Genomic DNA, 15,824 nt, shown 5'->3' on the forward strand with positions numbered 1-15,824 from the left:
ATGGGTGCCGGAGCAAGGTCGGGTTTGGCGACGCATCGGGCAAGACCACTTTCTGACTCCCTTTCGCCGCTGCCGCTTATTTTATATACATCTTTTGCTATTAAAAATATAGCTATATCGCGAAATCGAAAAACGCGGCTCCACCCGCCTCAAGCAGGGCTGCGCAGCACGCGGCGGTATTGCACGGCCTCGGCCACATGGATGACCTCGGTGGTGGGCGAGCCCGCCAGGTCGGCGATGGTGCGCGCCACCTTCAGCGCACGGTGCGTGCTGCGGGCCGACCATCCCAGCCGCGCGGCGGCGGTGTTCAGGAACCTGGCGGCCGCATCGTCCAGCCGCAGGTGCGTGTCGATCTCCTGGCCCTGCAACGCCTGGTTGGCCTTGCCCTGCCGCGCCAGCGCCAGGGCGCGGGCATGTTCCACCCGCCCGCGGATGGCGGCGGTGGGCTCGCCCGCGGGGGCCTGCACCAGTTGCTCGGCGGGGAGGGCGGGCACCTCCACATGCAGGTCGATGCGGTCCAGCAGCGGGCCGCTGAGCTTGCCCTGGTAGCGGTTGATCTGGTCGGGCGTGCAGCGGCACGCGCGTTGCGTGGACCCGAGAAAGCCGCACGGGCAGGGGTTCATCGCAGCGATCATCTGAAAGCGCGCGGGGAAGTCCGCGCGCTGCGCGGCCCGCGAGATGGTGATGTGGCCCGTCTCCAGCGGCTCGCGCAGCGCCTCGAGGGCGGCACGGGGAAATTCCGGCAGCTCGTCGAGGAAGAGGACGCCGTGGTGGGCCAGCGAGATTTCGCCCGGCCGGGGCGGCGATCCACCTCCGACAAGGGCCACCGCGCTGGCCGTATGGTGGGGCGTGCCCGTGGGCCGTTGCCCCCACAGTTCGGGGCGGAACCGCCCGGCCAGGCTGGCGATCGCTGCGCTCTCCAGCGCCTCGTCCACCGTCATGGCCGGCAGCAGCCCGGCAAAGCGCAGGGCCAGCATGGACTTGCCCGAGCCCGGCGGGCCGGCCATCAGGACACTGTGGGCTCCGGCGGCCGCGATCTCCAGCGCGCGCTTGGCCGTGGCCTGGCCTTTCACGTCGGCCATGTCCAGGGAGGCGGCTGCGGCCGCCATCGGCGTGGCTTGCAGGCGGGTCCAGCCATCGTTGTCCACGGAGGCATCGCCCGCCGCGGCGCTGCTCGGTGGCAGGAAGGCGCGCACCACGTCCAGCAGGTGCCGGGCGCGCACCACCTGCGCGGCGGGCACGAGGGCGGCCTCTTCGGCGCTGCCGGGCGGCAGCACCAGCACGGCGCTGATCTGCTGCGTCTGCAGCGCGAGGCTCGTGGCCAGCGCGCCGCGCACCGGCCGCAGTTCGCCCGACAGCGACAGCTCGCCCGCGAATTCGTGCCCCGGCAGGCGGGCGCCGTCCAACTGCCCGCTGGCCGCCAGGATGCCCAGCGCGATCGGCAGGTCGAACCGGCCGGAATCCTTGTGACAACAAGGAGTATATTTGCGAACTTACCAGATGAATATTCGCGAAGCCGCCATCGAAGAACTCAGGCAGAGGCGACTCCGCCTTGTGCAGGCACTCGCGTCCGCCGAAGTTACTGCTGCCCCCAGGAACAAGATCGGGTCAACGATCTTCCCGATGGTGCGTCAGCCATCGAATTCCAATCGGGGTGCCAAGGGGCATGTGCACTGCTTCAAGGCAGGAGGCCACGTGCCCCATGAATCTGACGTCGAAAGGAAGTTCTATCAGTTGATGGAGTGGGATTACACGGTGGATACCTTCGTAGTCCAGCCTTTTAAGGTTCCATTCAAGCGATCGAACGGCAAGGTGACTCACTACACCCCTGATTGCTTTGCCATATCGAGTCAACTGTTTTCAGAACGTCGTCCAAAGTACGCGCCGACCGCCTTCGAAATCAAGACTCGGGAGGAGTTGGACGAGGAGTGGCCTGAACTGAAACCCAAGCTGAGGGCCGCTCGGTCTTTCCTGGCTGAGTCAGGCTTCCGCTTCAGAGTTCTCACTGAGGACCGAATCCATCCTCGTTTCCTCGAGAACGTTGTTTTCCTGCTGGGCTATCGCGGCCCGCGCTTCATGCTTCGGACTAAGAAGGAGGAGGAGATCGTTGAACGGTTGGTGTGGTCCGTTAAACGGTCTAACGACGATTTCACCCCGAGAGAGTTGCTAGCGAGGGTGTCCGACGTAGCAGCTCGGGAGGACATCATTCCGTGGATGTGGAATCTGTACGCGGACTACGTTTTCCAGTGTGACTTGCTGGTGCCTCTCACGTTAGACACGATTTCTTGGCGGGTAGGTGACGCGGGGGCAAATATGCTCAACTTCGGTACCGCTGACTACAGGGCCGACTGGCGGCAACCGGAAAATGACTGGCGTCGTTGAGGTCCACACCGGCGCCATAGTCGCCTTGGAAGACGGCGATGTGTATGTCGTTGTCAAGTTTCGTTCTGCCGAAATGGTGTTGGTCGAGCATCGGACTACCTTCAAGCGTAAGTCGGTACACCTTTCCGACCTCCGCGCCGTCCAGCCGAAAGACGATGACTCGAAGGACGTTCCCCCTGAGAAAGTCACCGATGAGGGGTGGGACGCGGCGCGGGAGAAGGCTAATGCTGTCGACAGGGTGTTTGCGCTGGGAGGGGGCGAGGCTGTCGTTAGACAGGTGGCCTCGGAATGCGAAGTCCATCCTTCAACGCTCTACCGATGGATCGAGAGTTTCTCGGTCTCGCGACGCGTCATGGATCTGTACCGCAAACCTCGCAACGACGCTGGAAAGACGCGGCTGGGGACCAGAATCGAGGCATTGATCCGACAGGTCATTCGTGATTTCCATCGTACCCATGAGCGTCCCTCAGTGACGCAAAGTTATGGTGAGCTAGAGCGTCGTTGCAAGCTTAGGAAGCTTAGGGCGCCATCTATGGACACGTTCAAGGCGCGTTTGGCGATTTGCGATCAAAGGGACGCTGCTAAAGCTCGCGGAGAGAATCGTAAAGCCCATAAGCTGCGCTTGAACAAGGGGAGCCTTGAGGGGGGGAACTTCCCGTACGCTCTTGTACAGATTGACCATACATATGTGGACATACAGCTCGTCGATGGTGAGCATCGTATGCCGATCGGTCGTCCTTGGATCACTGTCGCGATCGACGTCTTCAGTCGGATGTGCCTTGGCTATTACATCAGCTTCGACCCGCCAGGCATGCTTGGGACCGGCCTGTGTTTGACCCACGCCATACGCAACAAGCAAGAGTGGATGGCTAAGTTGGGCGTCGACTACGACTATCCCTGCCAGGGTGTACCAAGAATTGTCCATGCGGACAATGCAAAAGAATTTCGCGGCAAGTCCCTCCAAGCGGTGTGTGACCTTCACCACATCGACCTTCGATTCCGAAAGAAGAAGAAGCCACAGCACGGGGCCTACATTGAGCGCTACATGGGGACGCTGATGTCCGATATCCACGCGCTGCCCGGCACAACATTTTCGAATGTTGTGGACAAAGAGGACTACGACTCAGAAGGTAAGGCGGTTTTCACGCTAGCCAAGTTTGAACGTTGGCTCGCGCACCTCATTCTTGGTCAGTACCATCATCGCCCGCACTCTGGCTTGAATGATCTACCTCCTATAGTCGTTTTCAAACGAGGCATCGCCGGAGAAGACGGCCTGCCAACAGGTTCGCTCCGGATTGAGCCTGACGAGCGTCGCCTCTATCTGGATTTTCTGCCTCAGTTTGAAAGAACGATCCAGCAGCATGGTGTTCAGGTTGACGAGATTCATTACTCAGCCGATGTGTTGCGGCGCTGGGTAGGAGCCCGTGATCCCCTTAGTCCACGTAAGGCAAGGCTTTTTGTTTTCAAGCGTGACCCTCGTGATATTGCTGTGATCTATTTCAAGGATCCTGAAACCAATCTCTACAGTCCTATCCCCTACAGAACTCTCTCCAATCCTCACATGAGTATTTGGGAGCTAGAGCGTGTTCGGAAGTACCTCAAGGATCAAGGTAAAAAAGAGGTGAATGAAGACGTCATCATGGCTGCCAGGAATGAAATGGTTGCCCTGCGAGACAGTGAGGCTGCATTGACTGCAGCCGTTAAAAAAGGACGGTACTCCCGAAGCCAGCGCGACGCGGCGCGCCGCCGTGATTCCCCACAGCCGGAGTTTGGTCATGGGGCCGCCGGGAGGCTTGCTCATGAGCATGTGGAGTCATCGGTCCGGCCCGAGGATGGGACACCCAGTTCGCGCAGCAGTGTAGGAGACGTTGCCAAAGCGCCATCGCCTGGACCAGTCAAGCCCTATGATGAGATTGAAGACTATTAGGTCGTGTCGCCGGGGCGTTCATGAGCAGTGAAAATTCCGAGCCTAAAGAGCTCTTCGGTCAGGCGTTCGGACGGCGTGTTGATCCGCAGCGTCCGGCAGCCCCTGTGGCGGTCGAGCCGGAGATGTTGGACGCGGAGGCTCGTATCAAAAGGCTCCAGCAACCCTTCTGGATTGGCTACGAGCGCGCTGTGGAAGTGCGAACCCGTATTGAGGAAGTGATGGAGACTCCGTACTCGGATCGCATCACCAGTTGCACCGTGATTGCTCCTTCGTACAGCGGAAAAACCAGCATTCTTCGAAACGTTCAGCGCAGGCACAACCTGCTGCCCCCCGATTTTCAGAAGGGGGTGGATCGGCCAGAACTTAAGATCCCAGTCTTTTTTGTTCAGGCGCCGCCAGTTCCTGATGAAGACCGCTTGTTGGACGCGATTCTGCGCGTCCTTCTGCTGCAAGGTTCACCGCGTGAGCCAACGGAGCACAAAATCTCCAGAGTCCAGGCTGTTTTTGCGGGGCTGGGCGTAAAGTTGTTAGCGATTGACGAATTTGGCTTCTTCCAAGCTGGCAGCGTTAATCGTCAGCAAAAGGCGCTCAACGGCCTTAAGTATTTGAGCAATGAGCTGAGGATCCCAATGGTCCTGGCATCGGTTGAAGAGGGGTTGAATATCCTCTCCGCGAACAGCGAGATTGCGAACCGGTTCCCAGCAGAGCACTTGCCGCGATGGAAGGCAAACGAATCTTCCACATTGAGCCTGCTCGCGACCTTTGAGAGAAAGCTTGGGCTTCAAAAGCCATCAAACCTGGGCACAGAAGCGATTGCAAGATTGGTGATTGCAAACACGGGCGGAATATTGGGCCACATACACGACTTGCTAAGGTTGTTGGCCAAGCATGCGATCCGTACAGGAACAGAACGTATTTCTGAGGTGGACCTCACGCCTGAACGCTTGAAGGCAATCAGATGGGTCATTCCTAGCCTCAGACACCAACGTCCTAGCTAGCTAACAATTTGCTCGCCGTGGACGAACAGCAAGAGCTTTGGCCCCTGGATGCTTACGCTGCAGTCGTTCGATCGCGCAACTTGCCTGTGGTGCGCAGAATGCTTCGGGGCGAATCCCTCAGCTCCTGGTTCGTTCGTACTGCCGATGCGCATGGAATGTCCACGCAGCAACTCGGTGCTTGGCTAATGGGCCGTGGTCGACAGGTTTTCGCAGAGGATATTGATCGCGGTGCCTGGGACGCATTGATTCAAGCATTGTCGCGCGCGACAGGTCAAGCGCCTGACATCTTGCTGCAAGGCACCTTACGCGTCTTTGAGGGCCGACTCTGGGGTGAGATGCCTCGGCAAGGCGCTACGAGGTGGATTTTGCCCGTTATAAAGAACGGGACGTACCGTACGGGGTATGGCGTCCAGTACTGTGCGCGCTGCTTAGCAACGGACGAAGTACCCTACCTGAGGCTGAACTGGCGGCTTGCGTTTGTTGTTGCCTGTCCAGATCATGCGTGCTTGCTGCAAGATCGATGTGATTGTTGCCAAGCACCGGTGGCAGTACATCGCTGGCGGACAGGAGTGCTCCGCGACGTAAGCAGCTCCAGCATTGTTTGGTGTCATCAGTGTGGTGCAGACCGTCGAAAGCTCTCAATCCAGAGCCAAGCCTCGGTTGATCTGATCGTTACGCAAGAGCGGATGCTTGCTACTCTTCAGGATGCGGCAGTGATGGTGGAGGAGCAACTGGTGCATTGCCTTCCTTTTTTCGCAGCAGCTGCAATGCTCTGGTCTTTGTTGGACGATCCGCGGGCTGCAGGCGCCGTCTGGAGTGAACTAGGGGCTGCGGCACCGCTATTCGTCAATTTAACCGTCGAGCGCTATGGTGGCTTCGAGCGGAGGTCCGTTGGGCAGCGAGCAGTATTGCTTGCCGGATTCGGCAGTTTATTGAGGCGAGGGGTCGAAGAATTTATTCGCGGGCTTGCGTTGCAGGGTCTGTCCGGTAAGACGTTGTTACGGTACTCGAGCGGCCGCAAGTCGCCTGTCCCATTTTGGTACTGGGTCCTCATTCGGAAGCATCTGGACAGGACGCCTTACGTACCCAGCGACGGTGAGATTGATGAGGCAATTCGCTACCTCGTAGGCATTGAGGGTCGAGCTTTCGTCAAAGTGCGCGATGTATGTCACTTACTTGGGATGGCTACTAGGTGCAACACAAGAATCAGCACTCGAATGCGTGACATAGGAGTACGGCAGAGGTAAGTGACAGGTGTCGCCGTCAACATCTCCTGTGCACCGTATTGCGAGAAAGGGCCGGCAGTTTCATGATGTAGACCATTGGCGGTGCGTATGGACGTAGCGGCAAATCAGCAACCGGAATTTGTGGCGCATAGACATAGTACTTAACTTGCACATCGCTACAAAGCACCACTGGAGATTGGGGCCTTGACTTGCTCCCCTGGGATGGCTTGTATTCGCATTTGGATAGAGTCGGCGAGATCTTCCCACCGCTTGATAATTTCCTCTAGTGCTTCTTCGGCGGCCTTGTTTGCTTTGGCGGGGTCATAGCTCTTCTCTGAACGCTCTTCCATTTTTATTGCATGGAAGAACTGATTGATTTCCGCCTTGCATTGTGCTGCTAGTGCCTTTGCGTCTTGATGGATTTTGAGGGGTATGAAGGGGCGTAGGTGTTGAACAATACGGTTGGCTTCGAAGAATGCTTCATCCGCGCTGATCGCGTACTTGCGCTTTTCTCCTTTCTCAGTTGCAACCTCTTGGTAAGAATAGAGGCGTATTAACTTGGCAGACAAATCAACCGCTGTGGAGACTTTTTCCCAGAGCTGTTTAAAGCTAGAAACCTCCATGTCAAAGTGCGAGCGATCGATATGAACAAGCCTTTGAGAGTTAGCTTTGTGAATCTCTAGCTCGGCGTCGGATTGCGCTTTAAGGGTTGCCTTCCGTATCTCCAGTTCAGAGTCAAAATGGGCCTTAAGCTTAGCTTTGTACTCTTCTAGATCCTTACTGTACTCATGCTTGATTGAGTTACTTAAGCGCTCAAAAATCCAGTTCCTGACTAACCAAGCTAGTACGGTAATAATTGCTGCGCTTAGTGGCGCCGATAAAATAATTGCTTTGATAGTTTCGTTCACGATGTATCCCGAAAAGAGCCTAACGTAATATTGACCGCAGTAAGCCGGAGGCCATATCTGGCGCATGCGTTCTAACTTGGCACAAAAGAAATGCGCAGAGGGGCTTGTTGCCTAGCTTCATAGTGTGTGTGCTGCATGAAAACACAGGGCCGAATTTAGTCATGAAACCTGTCGCCCCTCCTGTGTTGCGCGCCACACGGTTGCTGGATTTGGTCCGTTAGCGCATTCGTTTCACACATTAACTATGCTTTGCGCATAGGGCTGACCGATGACTCCAACAAATAAAGTGCGTCGGAGGTGAATAAGGTCCGCCGGAGAAATTCCACATTGAGAAATGAATGGGCCTCATTTGAGGTGGTTCATGTATCGAAGCAGGTGGAGGGGGCGGTGGGCTGATTCAGGCTGCTTGCCGACGTTCAGCGGAGACAACCAGACGACGTCTCTGCGCCCAAAGCAGCCGCTCGCAGCGCTCTTTAGGCTGGCAACATCGCAGCGGTTGCCGTCGGTCGCTGCCACGAAGCGAACTCACGCTAACTGACAACAGGCGCCCCTGATCATGGCGACCGGAGGCCGTGCATAGGTGACACACAGCCGAGGTCCCGCACGTTATACGCCACCTATGGCGGTCGGTGCCGCACTTGTTGTTGCCCAATTCTGCCCAGCAACCGGAATTCCGACTGGGCCTCGGGTTTCGGCTCGAAGGCGTTCACTGAACACGCCGCGAATCACCGATGCAAGCGACAGGCCCGCCCACTGGTGCAGTCAACGATGTGTAATATGAGAGGATGCGCCTCTTGCACCTGTCTGACATCCACTTCAAACAACCCGATTGCCTAGAGCCACACAGGCATCCGGAAGTGGCGTACCGAACGCGACTTGAGACCGACCTTCGCGATTTGTGCAAAGCGGATCAAATCCGCGTCGATGCAATCCTGGTTGGAGGTGACATTGCGTACGCTGGACATCCCGACGAGTACAAGGCCGCCAAGGAATGGCTGCTCAAGGTGGCTCGTATATGCGGATGCACGGCGGAAGGCATCTTCACGGTGCCCGGCAACCATGATGTTGACCGGAAGATTGCAGAGGGCCCCGCTGTCTCCGCGATGCAGCAAGCAATCGCTGTCGGGAAGACGGTCCACGAGCGAGACGAAGTGTTTCGCCATCAACTCAAGAACGTCGATGCAGCTCGACTGCTCTTCTCACCTGTCCAGGCGTACAACGACTTCGCTGCCCAATTCGATTGCGCTGTGTACCCGGAACGCCCGTTCTGGATTCACGAGCTGCACTTGGCAGACGATGTCACGCTCCGTTTGTTCGGTCTAACCTCGATCTTCATATCCGGGGCTGGAGACCGTGACAAGGCGCCTGCTCGGCTTTTTCTCGGCAGCTCCCAGACCTCGGTGAATCCCGAGGACGACGTCGTCAACCTAGTGTTGTGCCACCATCCACCGAGCTGGTTCACTGACTCTAGCGAGGCCAATAACATCATCAACGCTCGAGTGATGCTCCAGTTCTTTGGGCATGAGCATGATCAGCGGTGCGACCGGCTGCCCAGCTACATCCGTTTCTCAGCTGGCGCCGTGAATCCCGAGCGTGACAAGCCAGGCTGGAATCCGGGCTACAACTTAATCGACGTTAATGTCGTCGGAGCCGGAGGCGACCGAGCAATCGAGATTCACGGGCGGCTTCGGCGGCTTCAGCCGCCGCCGACCGAGTTTTACGTACCTCTTGAGCCGAAGCCCGGTCAGCTCGTCTGGTATCACAAGTTGGAATTGCCAAAATCGGAGCTATTTGTCTTCGAGAAGACATTGGCGCAAGACCCGCTCCCTGCAGGTCAGCGAGAGACGAAAATGGCAAAAGCAGTCCATCAGGCTGTCCAAGAGGTCGGCGTTGAAGCTGCGCGCCAACGGCCAGAGGAGCCTCAGGAGGTCACTATGCCTGAACCGTCTACCCAGGACCTCGCCTACCGATATTGGCAGCTCTCAGGCAGCCAAATGCGGGAGATTGCGCTGAGTCTGAAGCTCATTGACGACGCCGACATCAAGGCGCCACCCCACGAGAGATACTCGAAGGCATTGAAGGCCGCCAAGGACCAAGGCCTACTCGTTGAGTTGGCGCGAAAAGTCGAACAGTACGAGAAGAAAAGCTGATCAAAGGGGGAGTTATGCAGCAGGATTTCGCTAGCTGGTACACCGGCATGTCATTTCAGCCGGACGCCGAAGGACTTCAGCGGCGATGGGCAGCCGTTCTAGGTGCTGCCAAGGCACCGGCAAAGGACTCGTTGGCCTTGATGGCGCGGCTGGCTTTCCGTCAGAAGGTGAGTCTCGGTAGCAAAGAGGTCGCAGCCTTGCGCGACACGTTCGCTGGTGGCGGCCCCGCACCTGGCGATGACGAACTCGCTCTTCTCGCAGCATCTGTATTGGCAGTGGCCATGAATCCGGAGGCCGCCAAGCTGTCCGCGCTTCCTGCTCTTACCGTCGCGTGTTTGTCATGTGCTGGCCTGCGGCCGCTGGGCCGACCTATGGACCTTTTGGGCCTGAGCGAAAACGTACTTCGTCGACTGGCCGACACCGAGCGGCGACGGCCTTCCCTAGAGCAAGGACGACTTGCAACTCCTGCTACTGAACCTGTCGACGCAGCGACGGCGAATGCCGTGGCTGAAGGTAACTGGTCTGCCGCGTTCGAGAGCATGTTCGCCATCGCCAATAAGGCGCTCGAAAAGATGGCTACGCGACAGCGTGCGTTTGAAGCGGCCACCCAGGTCTACGTTACCGTCCAGGATGAGGAATTAGACATGCTGTGGTGGCTCTTGGGCGGGCATAGCTTTGACGCAGGGGCCGACTTCGCTCAGGTGCCTGTGGATCAGCGGCCGCTCGTGATGAGCTGCGAGCTCGCATCGCTCACGAAGGTGCTGCCGGGCCCTCCGGCGATAGAGGCCCTTTTGACACGCGCTGGCGTGCTCGAAGCCCCCCAGATGTCGATCCCTGCGGCGGTACAGGCTATGCCTGCGGCCTGGCTGCAGCGCATTGCAGAATCCGTGAGTGTGAGTGCCGACTTATCTTACGTGAACCCAATTTTGTTTGCAATCGTCAGAAGTCACGAGGCTGGGGACACGGATGATTGGATCGGTCCCTGGTCGACAGTCACTGGGATTTCACGCGACGCACCTCTCGAGCCACTGAAGTTAGCTTTGGCTGCATACCGCGAATTTCTCTTCGTTAAGCTGGGCGGCTGAGATGGAAGTCGCCGTGGACGAGGAAGGCGTTCGATGTGAGAACGCCGAATGCAGAGTGGCGATAGACAGGAAGTGCGTCGAAGGCATTCCTGAGCCGGCCAGTTGCACGCACTACGGCAAGAGCGTCGTCGTAGTGCAGCGTGCCAAGCCAGCGGCCACGCCGACGGAACCCTCGGGCGTCCGGTTGTCATCGGCAGAGGCACTTTCGATGGCAGAAGCCCAGGTCTTGATGCGACAAAGGGCGGCTAACGTCATCGGTATCGTGGGGCCTCAGGATGCCGGCAAGACAAGTCTTATCGCCGGCCTCTACGACCTCTTCCAACGGAACAAGGTCGGAGGGTTTGCCTTCGCCGGCTCGAACACGTTGTATGCGTTCGAGCGCGCATGCCACGATTCCCGTCGAGAGTCCGGGAACAGGCATGCAGGTATGGAGCGCACAGGTAAAGGAGCAGCGACATTCCTTCACCTTGACCTGGCGAACGACGTGTCGCGGGAGAAGCGGGCCATTCTCTTTGCCAATCGCGCTGGCGAGGACTACACCGACGCTCAGAGCGACACGACGCTGGCGACCGGCTTCTATGAAATCCGACGTGCAGACACGCTGACGATGCTGGTCGACGGCGAGAGGCTTCTCGACCTTCGCCAGCGCCAGCAAGTGCGAGACGACATCCTGGTCACTCTACGCGCGCTTCTCGAAGGCGGGGCAACCCTGCGAACACAGAGAGTCGCGGTAGTTCTGACAAAGGTCGACGCAGTACGAGCCGCCGATGAGGCGCCGCGTACTCGTGCTGAAACCTTTTTCCTGTCAATCGTAAAAGATGCCAAACAGCAATTCGGTGGGGATTTCCTCGAGATTCAGAGCTTCGAGATCGCTGCGTCACCGAAGGGTGGCGCGACGCCGCGCGGAGAAGGCATGGAGGAGGTTCTCAGATACTGGATGACCCAGCCAGGGCGCGACATCCCCCAGCGAATTCCTTTGGTGAAGCAAGCCGGAGGTCGGGTTTTCGGCCGCTTAACGCGAGTCCAACCGAAAGCACAAAATGGTTGACGAGTCAGTTGTTGTTCTTGGGCTGCCGGCTTCCGGCAAGACGACCTACCTAGCCGCGCTCTGGTACTCGTTGACCTCGCTCAAGGTTCAGAGCAAGTACACCCTCGTCAAGCTCTTGGCAGGCAATGGCGAGTACCTCAAGAGCATCGCGGCGCGCTGGGCGTCGGCACAGCGGCAAGAGCGCACCCAGCAGGAAAGCGGGCGAACTGTCTCGATTTCTCTCCGTGGACAAGGGCGACCAGACTTCACGCTCTCGTTTCCGGACCTCGCTGGTGAAACGTTTGCGCGAATGTGGGAGAACCGAGAGATTTCCCCAAGCGCTGTCGACTTAGTGAAGGCGAAGGGGGTTCTCCTCTTCATCCATTCGGACACCATCCGTCACCCCGGTTGGATCGCAGATGATGAAGAGGCGGGCATGCCCCCTGAGGGCGATGCGCCCAGGCCGTGGGCCCCCCGTTCATCGCCAACCCAAGTTCAGCTAATTGACTTGCTTCGCTGCCTGAACGAAGCGCCACTGGCGGTTGGACCGCGCCAGGTTGCAGTGATTCTTTCTGCATGGGACACCATGGAAGAAGAGGGGACTACTCCCGAGGACTTTCTTGAGGCGAACCTCCCCATGCTGCATCAGTACATCCATCATGGCCTTGCCGAGGGTTGGTCGTTCAGGGTGTTCGGCGTCAGTGCTCAAGGTGCAGACTACGGAGACGACGCAAGCGCGCAGCGGATGTTGGAACTTGATGTTCCGGCGGACCGCATTAGGGTCATCGGTGATGGCAATTCTTCCAACGACTTGACCGAGCCGCTGCACTGGCTGCTTACCTGAGGTTGCGGTGCGTGTAACAGTTCATCAGATGCTGCACGGGTACGCCGACGGGCACCGCCTTCTTGGGTCTTCAATCAACCTGTCCCCAAACGACGCCAGGCTGATGCTCGTGATGAGCGACGCCTCAGGCCCGGGTGTAACGACGCTTTCGAACGTCTATTTCACGGGCTATCCGCTCGCCGAGTCGGGCCTCTATGTGATCGCTTCGACTTGGGCAGCCCCGGAGATGTCGCGTCCTGGGTGCGTCTGGACACATTCGGTGCTCATCAGCTTTTCCGACCTCGCCCGAATGGATGCCCCGTCGGTGCTAGTCGAGATGATGAAGCAGCCCGATGCTCAGGCAGTGGCTGACTACGCTACCGAAGTTGAGGTCGAGGTAGGCCAAGGTCGACGCCCACCACTGACCAAATCGACTCGTGAGTTCGCGTCGGTCCTGGCGAAGGCCCTATACGAGCATCCGGACAAACAGGTCTGGGTACGCCCTTCGTCTGACGCTGCTCACATCGAGGTCGTGCTTCGGCTGTGGGACCAACAGTGGCCCAAGTTGCGCAGGAACTTCAAGTTCTGCACCTTGACGACTAAAGATCGTTCAATCGACGAACTGCAGTTTGACCTTCAATTGACGCCGTCTCGCGGGAGCAATGTGCGGCTTCGGTTTGCCACACCAGGAGTTGACATTGAGGCAGTCGACGCATCGAATGCCGCATGGGTCGAGGCGCTGATTGACGACCTGGACGAACCGCGGACGAGGCCACTGAAGCAGTTTCTTCGTCAAGCTGGCACAGAGATGCTGGGTGGCCGGGAAGCGATGCGTTCCATGGCCACGCTTCATGCATTGCTGAACTCCGAGAATACTAAGTTAGAACCGCACGCCGTTTCGATTGCGACGGTCCTTGTGAGAGAAGACCCACAACTGACACAGTCTCGGACCGCTAAAGCCGCAGTCGTTCTAGCGGCTCTTTCAATAGGGCTGTTCGTTCGCCTTACCGAGGAGGTGCTCGACTTCGTGCTCGTGCACTTTGAACTACTGCGGGAAAGCGAAGGCCAGGAAAACGCTTCATTGCTGTCCCGAGTTGTATGGCGGACAGACCCTCGTGCGTTCATTGTTGCGACATACGAAGGCAGCAAGGAGGTTCAGGCTGCACTTCGCGAAGGTGTGGTGTCTTTGGACAAAGAAGCCGTCTTTGAGGTGCTTCCCAAGTTCGCGGATTTGGCAGAGCCTCTGCTACATCTGCTACCTAGTTTGGCTGAGGATAAGCGCTTCTGGGCGCTGACGCAGTCCTGGCCTTCGAGCGTCGCAGCGCTGGGCGTGGATGTTAAGAGCCCCGCTGCATTGCACGCGATGGTCACCGGGCTTCATGACCTTGGGGCCATCAACTCAGCTCTTCATGTCATCGGTACGCAACCATTGCTGTCATGCTTGGAGGAACTGCTGCGCCGCGATATCGCTGTTGAAGGCATTGCGAACTGGGTGCGACAGGCATGCAATGACGTTTCGGGAATTGCCCAATTCCTCGCACACAGTCGTCAGTCTCCTGAGCTCTTGATCCGTTTGGCAGCTTCGTTGGCCCCAGACGCCATTCCGAACGACTATGGCGACGACCCTTGGTGCGTCGCCCTATACAACCTGAGCAGTTCCTCAGGTCCGCTGCCTATCGAACTGTGTGCGTATGGATTTCGGCGCTCGATGAGTTGGCGCTCGAGGAGTGTCACGTCCCTTTTGCAACTGACCTTCGAACCCCTCCATCAAGCGGCGGTTCGTCAGGCTATCCCAAGCGAATCTTGGAATCTCTTGGAGTCGGCATTGCCATGGATGCCTTCGAACGAATCCTGGGACAACGGACTGCGTCTGCGTCGCGCCGTCGCGAAGAAATGCGTCGACCTTCCGGTGCATCCTGCAGGCTTCGTTTCGCTAGTCGCATCTGAAGAACTCCTCAACGATTTGATGGACGCCGTGTGGCAGCTTTGGAATGGGCCGCGTTATCTCAAGTCGGTGAAGGCTTGGCAGGAGGATGAGCCAGACCAAGCGTTCGCGCGCTCACGCGAGCTAATTCGAAGGTTCGTCAAAGAGAGGTCTAAATTTTGGCGCTGACAGGCCCGCAGCCTGGGCCACTGTTGTGGCTTGCAGTGGTGGCCTGCCCCTTTCAGCTGTACCAGCGATTCGATTGGGGGCCTGAGTTTGAATGTTAGTGGAATGAGCCGGCTGAAAACGCGCGTCTGCTTCTGGCCCAATAGCTGCCGTCGGAGCCTCGTCCGCGATCGACGGCAACCGCTGCGTAGCGGTCGTAGGACTGTCCGTGCGCATAAAAAAATGAGAACGCCGATGACGTGAAAGGCATTGTCAACGTGCCCAAGCGTCGACAGCTGGATGCTGAAGAACGCGGCCCTGATGATTGCCGCTTCTATCGAAAACCACTGATCTTGTGAGCTTGGTGTTCAGGAAGAGCAGCGGAACTCCAGCGCAATCTTCCCCGGCCGTTGCCGGATTGTTTTGGTCACCAGGATCGCCACATCGTGGCCGAGCATCGCAATCCATTCAAGCATCTTTGCTTCACTCGTGCCGCGGAACTGCCCACGAATAATCTTCACGATGTCTGCTTGATCCATCCCAAGTAACTCTGCAGCTGCCTCATGGGTCAAATGTCGCGCCTTGATCGTGCAAGCGATATGTGACGCCAACGAAGCCTTTCGCTGCAACGCCTCAGCGTCTGGGTATCCAAGGTCGGCATATATATTGGTGCTTCCAACTTCAACTGCGTCTGTCATTTCTGAGTCCTTGGTGTCTACAGATCCAAAGCGCAGGTTCCGACGACATGGGGGGTGTTTCCGCCATGCGCTCCCAACAAGGCCTGTATGGACGATGTGTTGAATTCCAGTGGAGTTTTCATTATGGAATGGCTTCACCCACGGTCCACTGCAGCTCATCCACCACCCTGCGCATGATCCACACACACTGCGCATCGGTACACCACCGCTTGGCCAGCAGGCCCTTCAGCGCGGCTTTGACCGTCGCCTCCTGGTTGCCTTCGTAGGTGGCGAGTTTTCTCTGGCAGTACGGCACCATCTGCGAGACCAGATCGTCACACATCTGGAAGGCCGCCATGACCTCGCCAGGCGACGTGCCCGGGGCATAGAACTTCCCACCTTCCTCAACCAGGTTCATCTTGGGCTGAGCACCCGCAACCGCAGACGGTACTGCAGCCACCGGAAAGTCTTCCGGCACCCCGGGATAGTTGGCACGGTCTATCGACATATCGACTCCTTGCTGGCTGTTGCA

At 57.9% G+C, this 15,824-nt stretch carries 12 protein-coding genes and 1 pseudogene; 9 read left to right on the forward strand and 4 right to left on the reverse strand.

Annotated elements, in window-relative coordinates; genetic code table 11:
- Nucleotides 1-149 precede the first annotated feature (149 nt).
- A pseudogene (locus AC07OC_RS12755) lies at nucleotides 150-1,466 on the reverse strand (YifB family Mg chelatase-like AAA ATPase); the annotation flags it as partial.
- A gap of 19 nt (nucleotides 1,467-1,485) precedes the next feature.
- On the opposite strand from AC07OC_RS12755, the gene AC07OC_RS12760 reads away from it, so the two are divergent.
- From AC07OC_RS12760 to AC07OC_RS12775, 4 genes are all read left to right on the forward strand, one after another.
- Nucleotides 1,486-2,382: a TnsA endonuclease N-terminal domain-containing protein gene (locus AC07OC_RS12760; protein WP_494601316.1), complete on the forward strand. Its 897-nt coding sequence runs from the start codon at nucleotides 1,486-1,488 to the stop codon at nucleotides 2,380-2,382.
- The gene (locus AC07OC_RS12765; protein WP_494601318.1) at nucleotides 2,366-4,309 is read left to right on the forward strand and encodes a transposase; all 1,944 of its coding nucleotides are present in this window, start codon (nucleotides 2,366-2,368) and stop codon (nucleotides 4,307-4,309) included. Before AC07OC_RS12760 ends, AC07OC_RS12765 begins: the two co-directional genes overlap by 17 nt.
- Nucleotides 4,310-4,329: 20 nt before the next feature.
- A complete protein-coding gene (locus AC07OC_RS12770; protein WP_494601320.1) occupies nucleotides 4,330-5,307 on the forward strand; it encodes a TniB family NTP-binding protein in 978 nt (325 codons plus the stop codon).
- A 98-nt stretch (nucleotides 5,308-5,405) separates the two neighbouring features.
- Nucleotides 5,406-6,554: a TniQ family protein gene (locus AC07OC_RS12775; protein WP_494601438.1), complete on the forward strand. Its 1,149-nt coding sequence runs from the start codon at nucleotides 5,406-5,408 to the stop codon at nucleotides 6,552-6,554.
- Between the two features lie 155 nt (nucleotides 6,555-6,709).
- Here the strand turns inward: AC07OC_RS12775 and AC07OC_RS12780 are convergent, their stop codons facing one another.
- The gene (locus tag AC07OC_RS12780) at nucleotides 6,710-7,441 is read right to left on the reverse strand and encodes a hypothetical protein (RefSeq protein WP_494601322.1); all 732 of its coding nucleotides are present in this window, start codon (nucleotides 7,439-7,441) and stop codon (nucleotides 6,710-6,712) included.
- Between the two features lie 794 nt (nucleotides 7,442-8,235).
- Here AC07OC_RS12780 and AC07OC_RS12785 point away from each other — a divergent pair.
- From AC07OC_RS12785 to AC07OC_RS12805, 5 genes are read left to right on the forward strand one after another with little or no spacing between them, the layout of a single operon-like run.
- On the forward strand, nucleotides 8,236-9,591 hold the full coding sequence (locus AC07OC_RS12785) for a metallophosphoesterase (protein ID WP_494601324.1): 1,356 nt from the start codon (nucleotides 8,236-8,238) through the stop codon (nucleotides 9,589-9,591).
- Nucleotides 9,592-9,605: 14 nt separating this feature from the next.
- Entirely contained in the window at nucleotides 9,606-10,676 is a 1,071-nt protein-coding gene (locus AC07OC_RS12790) for a GTPase-associated system all-helical protein GASH (RefSeq protein ID WP_494601326.1), read from the forward strand.
- Nucleotides 10,677-10,689: 13 nt separating this feature from the next.
- A complete protein-coding gene (locus AC07OC_RS12795) occupies nucleotides 10,690-11,724 on the forward strand; it encodes a TRAFAC clade GTPase domain-containing protein (RefSeq protein WP_494601328.1) in 1,035 nt (344 codons plus the stop codon).
- Nucleotides 11,717-12,547, forward strand: a complete 831-nt coding sequence (locus AC07OC_RS12800) for a TRAFAC clade GTPase domain-containing protein (RefSeq protein ID WP_494601330.1) — start codon at nucleotides 11,717-11,719, stop codon at nucleotides 12,545-12,547. The genes AC07OC_RS12795 and AC07OC_RS12800 overlap by 8 nt, the downstream gene beginning before the upstream one ends.
- 28 nt (nucleotides 12,548-12,575) lie before the next feature.
- The gene (locus AC07OC_RS12805; protein WP_494601332.1) at nucleotides 12,576-14,639 is read left to right on the forward strand and encodes a GAP1-N1 domain-containing protein; all 2,064 of its coding nucleotides are present in this window, start codon (nucleotides 12,576-12,578) and stop codon (nucleotides 14,637-14,639) included.
- Between the two features lie 344 nt (nucleotides 14,640-14,983).
- On the opposite strand, the gene AC07OC_RS12810 is transcribed toward AC07OC_RS12805, so the two are convergent.
- Both AC07OC_RS12810 and AC07OC_RS12815 read right to left on the reverse strand, forming a co-directional pair.
- Entirely contained in the window at nucleotides 14,984-15,313 is a 330-nt protein-coding gene (locus AC07OC_RS12810) for a helix-turn-helix domain-containing protein (RefSeq protein WP_494601334.1), read from the reverse strand.
- A 121-nt stretch (nucleotides 15,314-15,434) separates the two neighbouring features.
- Entirely contained in the window at nucleotides 15,435-15,800 is a 366-nt protein-coding gene (locus AC07OC_RS12815; protein WP_494601336.1) for a hypothetical protein, read from the reverse strand.
- Between the last annotated feature and the right edge of the window lie 24 nt (nucleotides 15,801-15,824).

This window comes from Acidovorax sp. GW821-FHT10E04 (assembly GCF_059415185.1).

Coding starts and splice junctions, on each gene's coding strand:
- AC07OC_RS12800 (WP_494601330.1), top strand. CDS start 11,717: ATGGTTGACGAGTCAGTTGTTGTTCTTGGGCTGCCGGCTTCCGGCAAG.
- AC07OC_RS12815 (WP_494601336.1), bottom strand. CDS start 15,800: ATGTCGATAGACCGTGCCAACTATCCCGGGGTGCCGGAAGACTTTCCG.
- AC07OC_RS12810 (WP_494601334.1), bottom strand. CDS start 15,313: ATGACAGACGCAGTTGAAGTTGGAAGCACCAATATATATGCCGACCTT.
- AC07OC_RS12790 (WP_494601326.1), top strand. CDS start 9,606: ATGCAGCAGGATTTCGCTAGCTGGTACACCGGCATGTCATTTCAGCCG.
- AC07OC_RS12775 (WP_494601438.1), top strand. CDS start 5,406: ATGCTTCGGGGCGAATCCCTCAGCTCCTGGTTCGTTCGTACTGCCGAT.
- AC07OC_RS12770 (WP_494601320.1), top strand. CDS start 4,330: ATGAGCAGTGAAAATTCCGAGCCTAAAGAGCTCTTCGGTCAGGCGTTC.
- AC07OC_RS12805 (WP_494601332.1), top strand. CDS start 12,576: ATGCTGCACGGGTACGCCGACGGGCACCGCCTTCTTGGGTCTTCAATC.
- AC07OC_RS12765 (WP_494601318.1), top strand. CDS start 2,366: ATGACTGGCGTCGTTGAGGTCCACACCGGCGCCATAGTCGCCTTGGAA.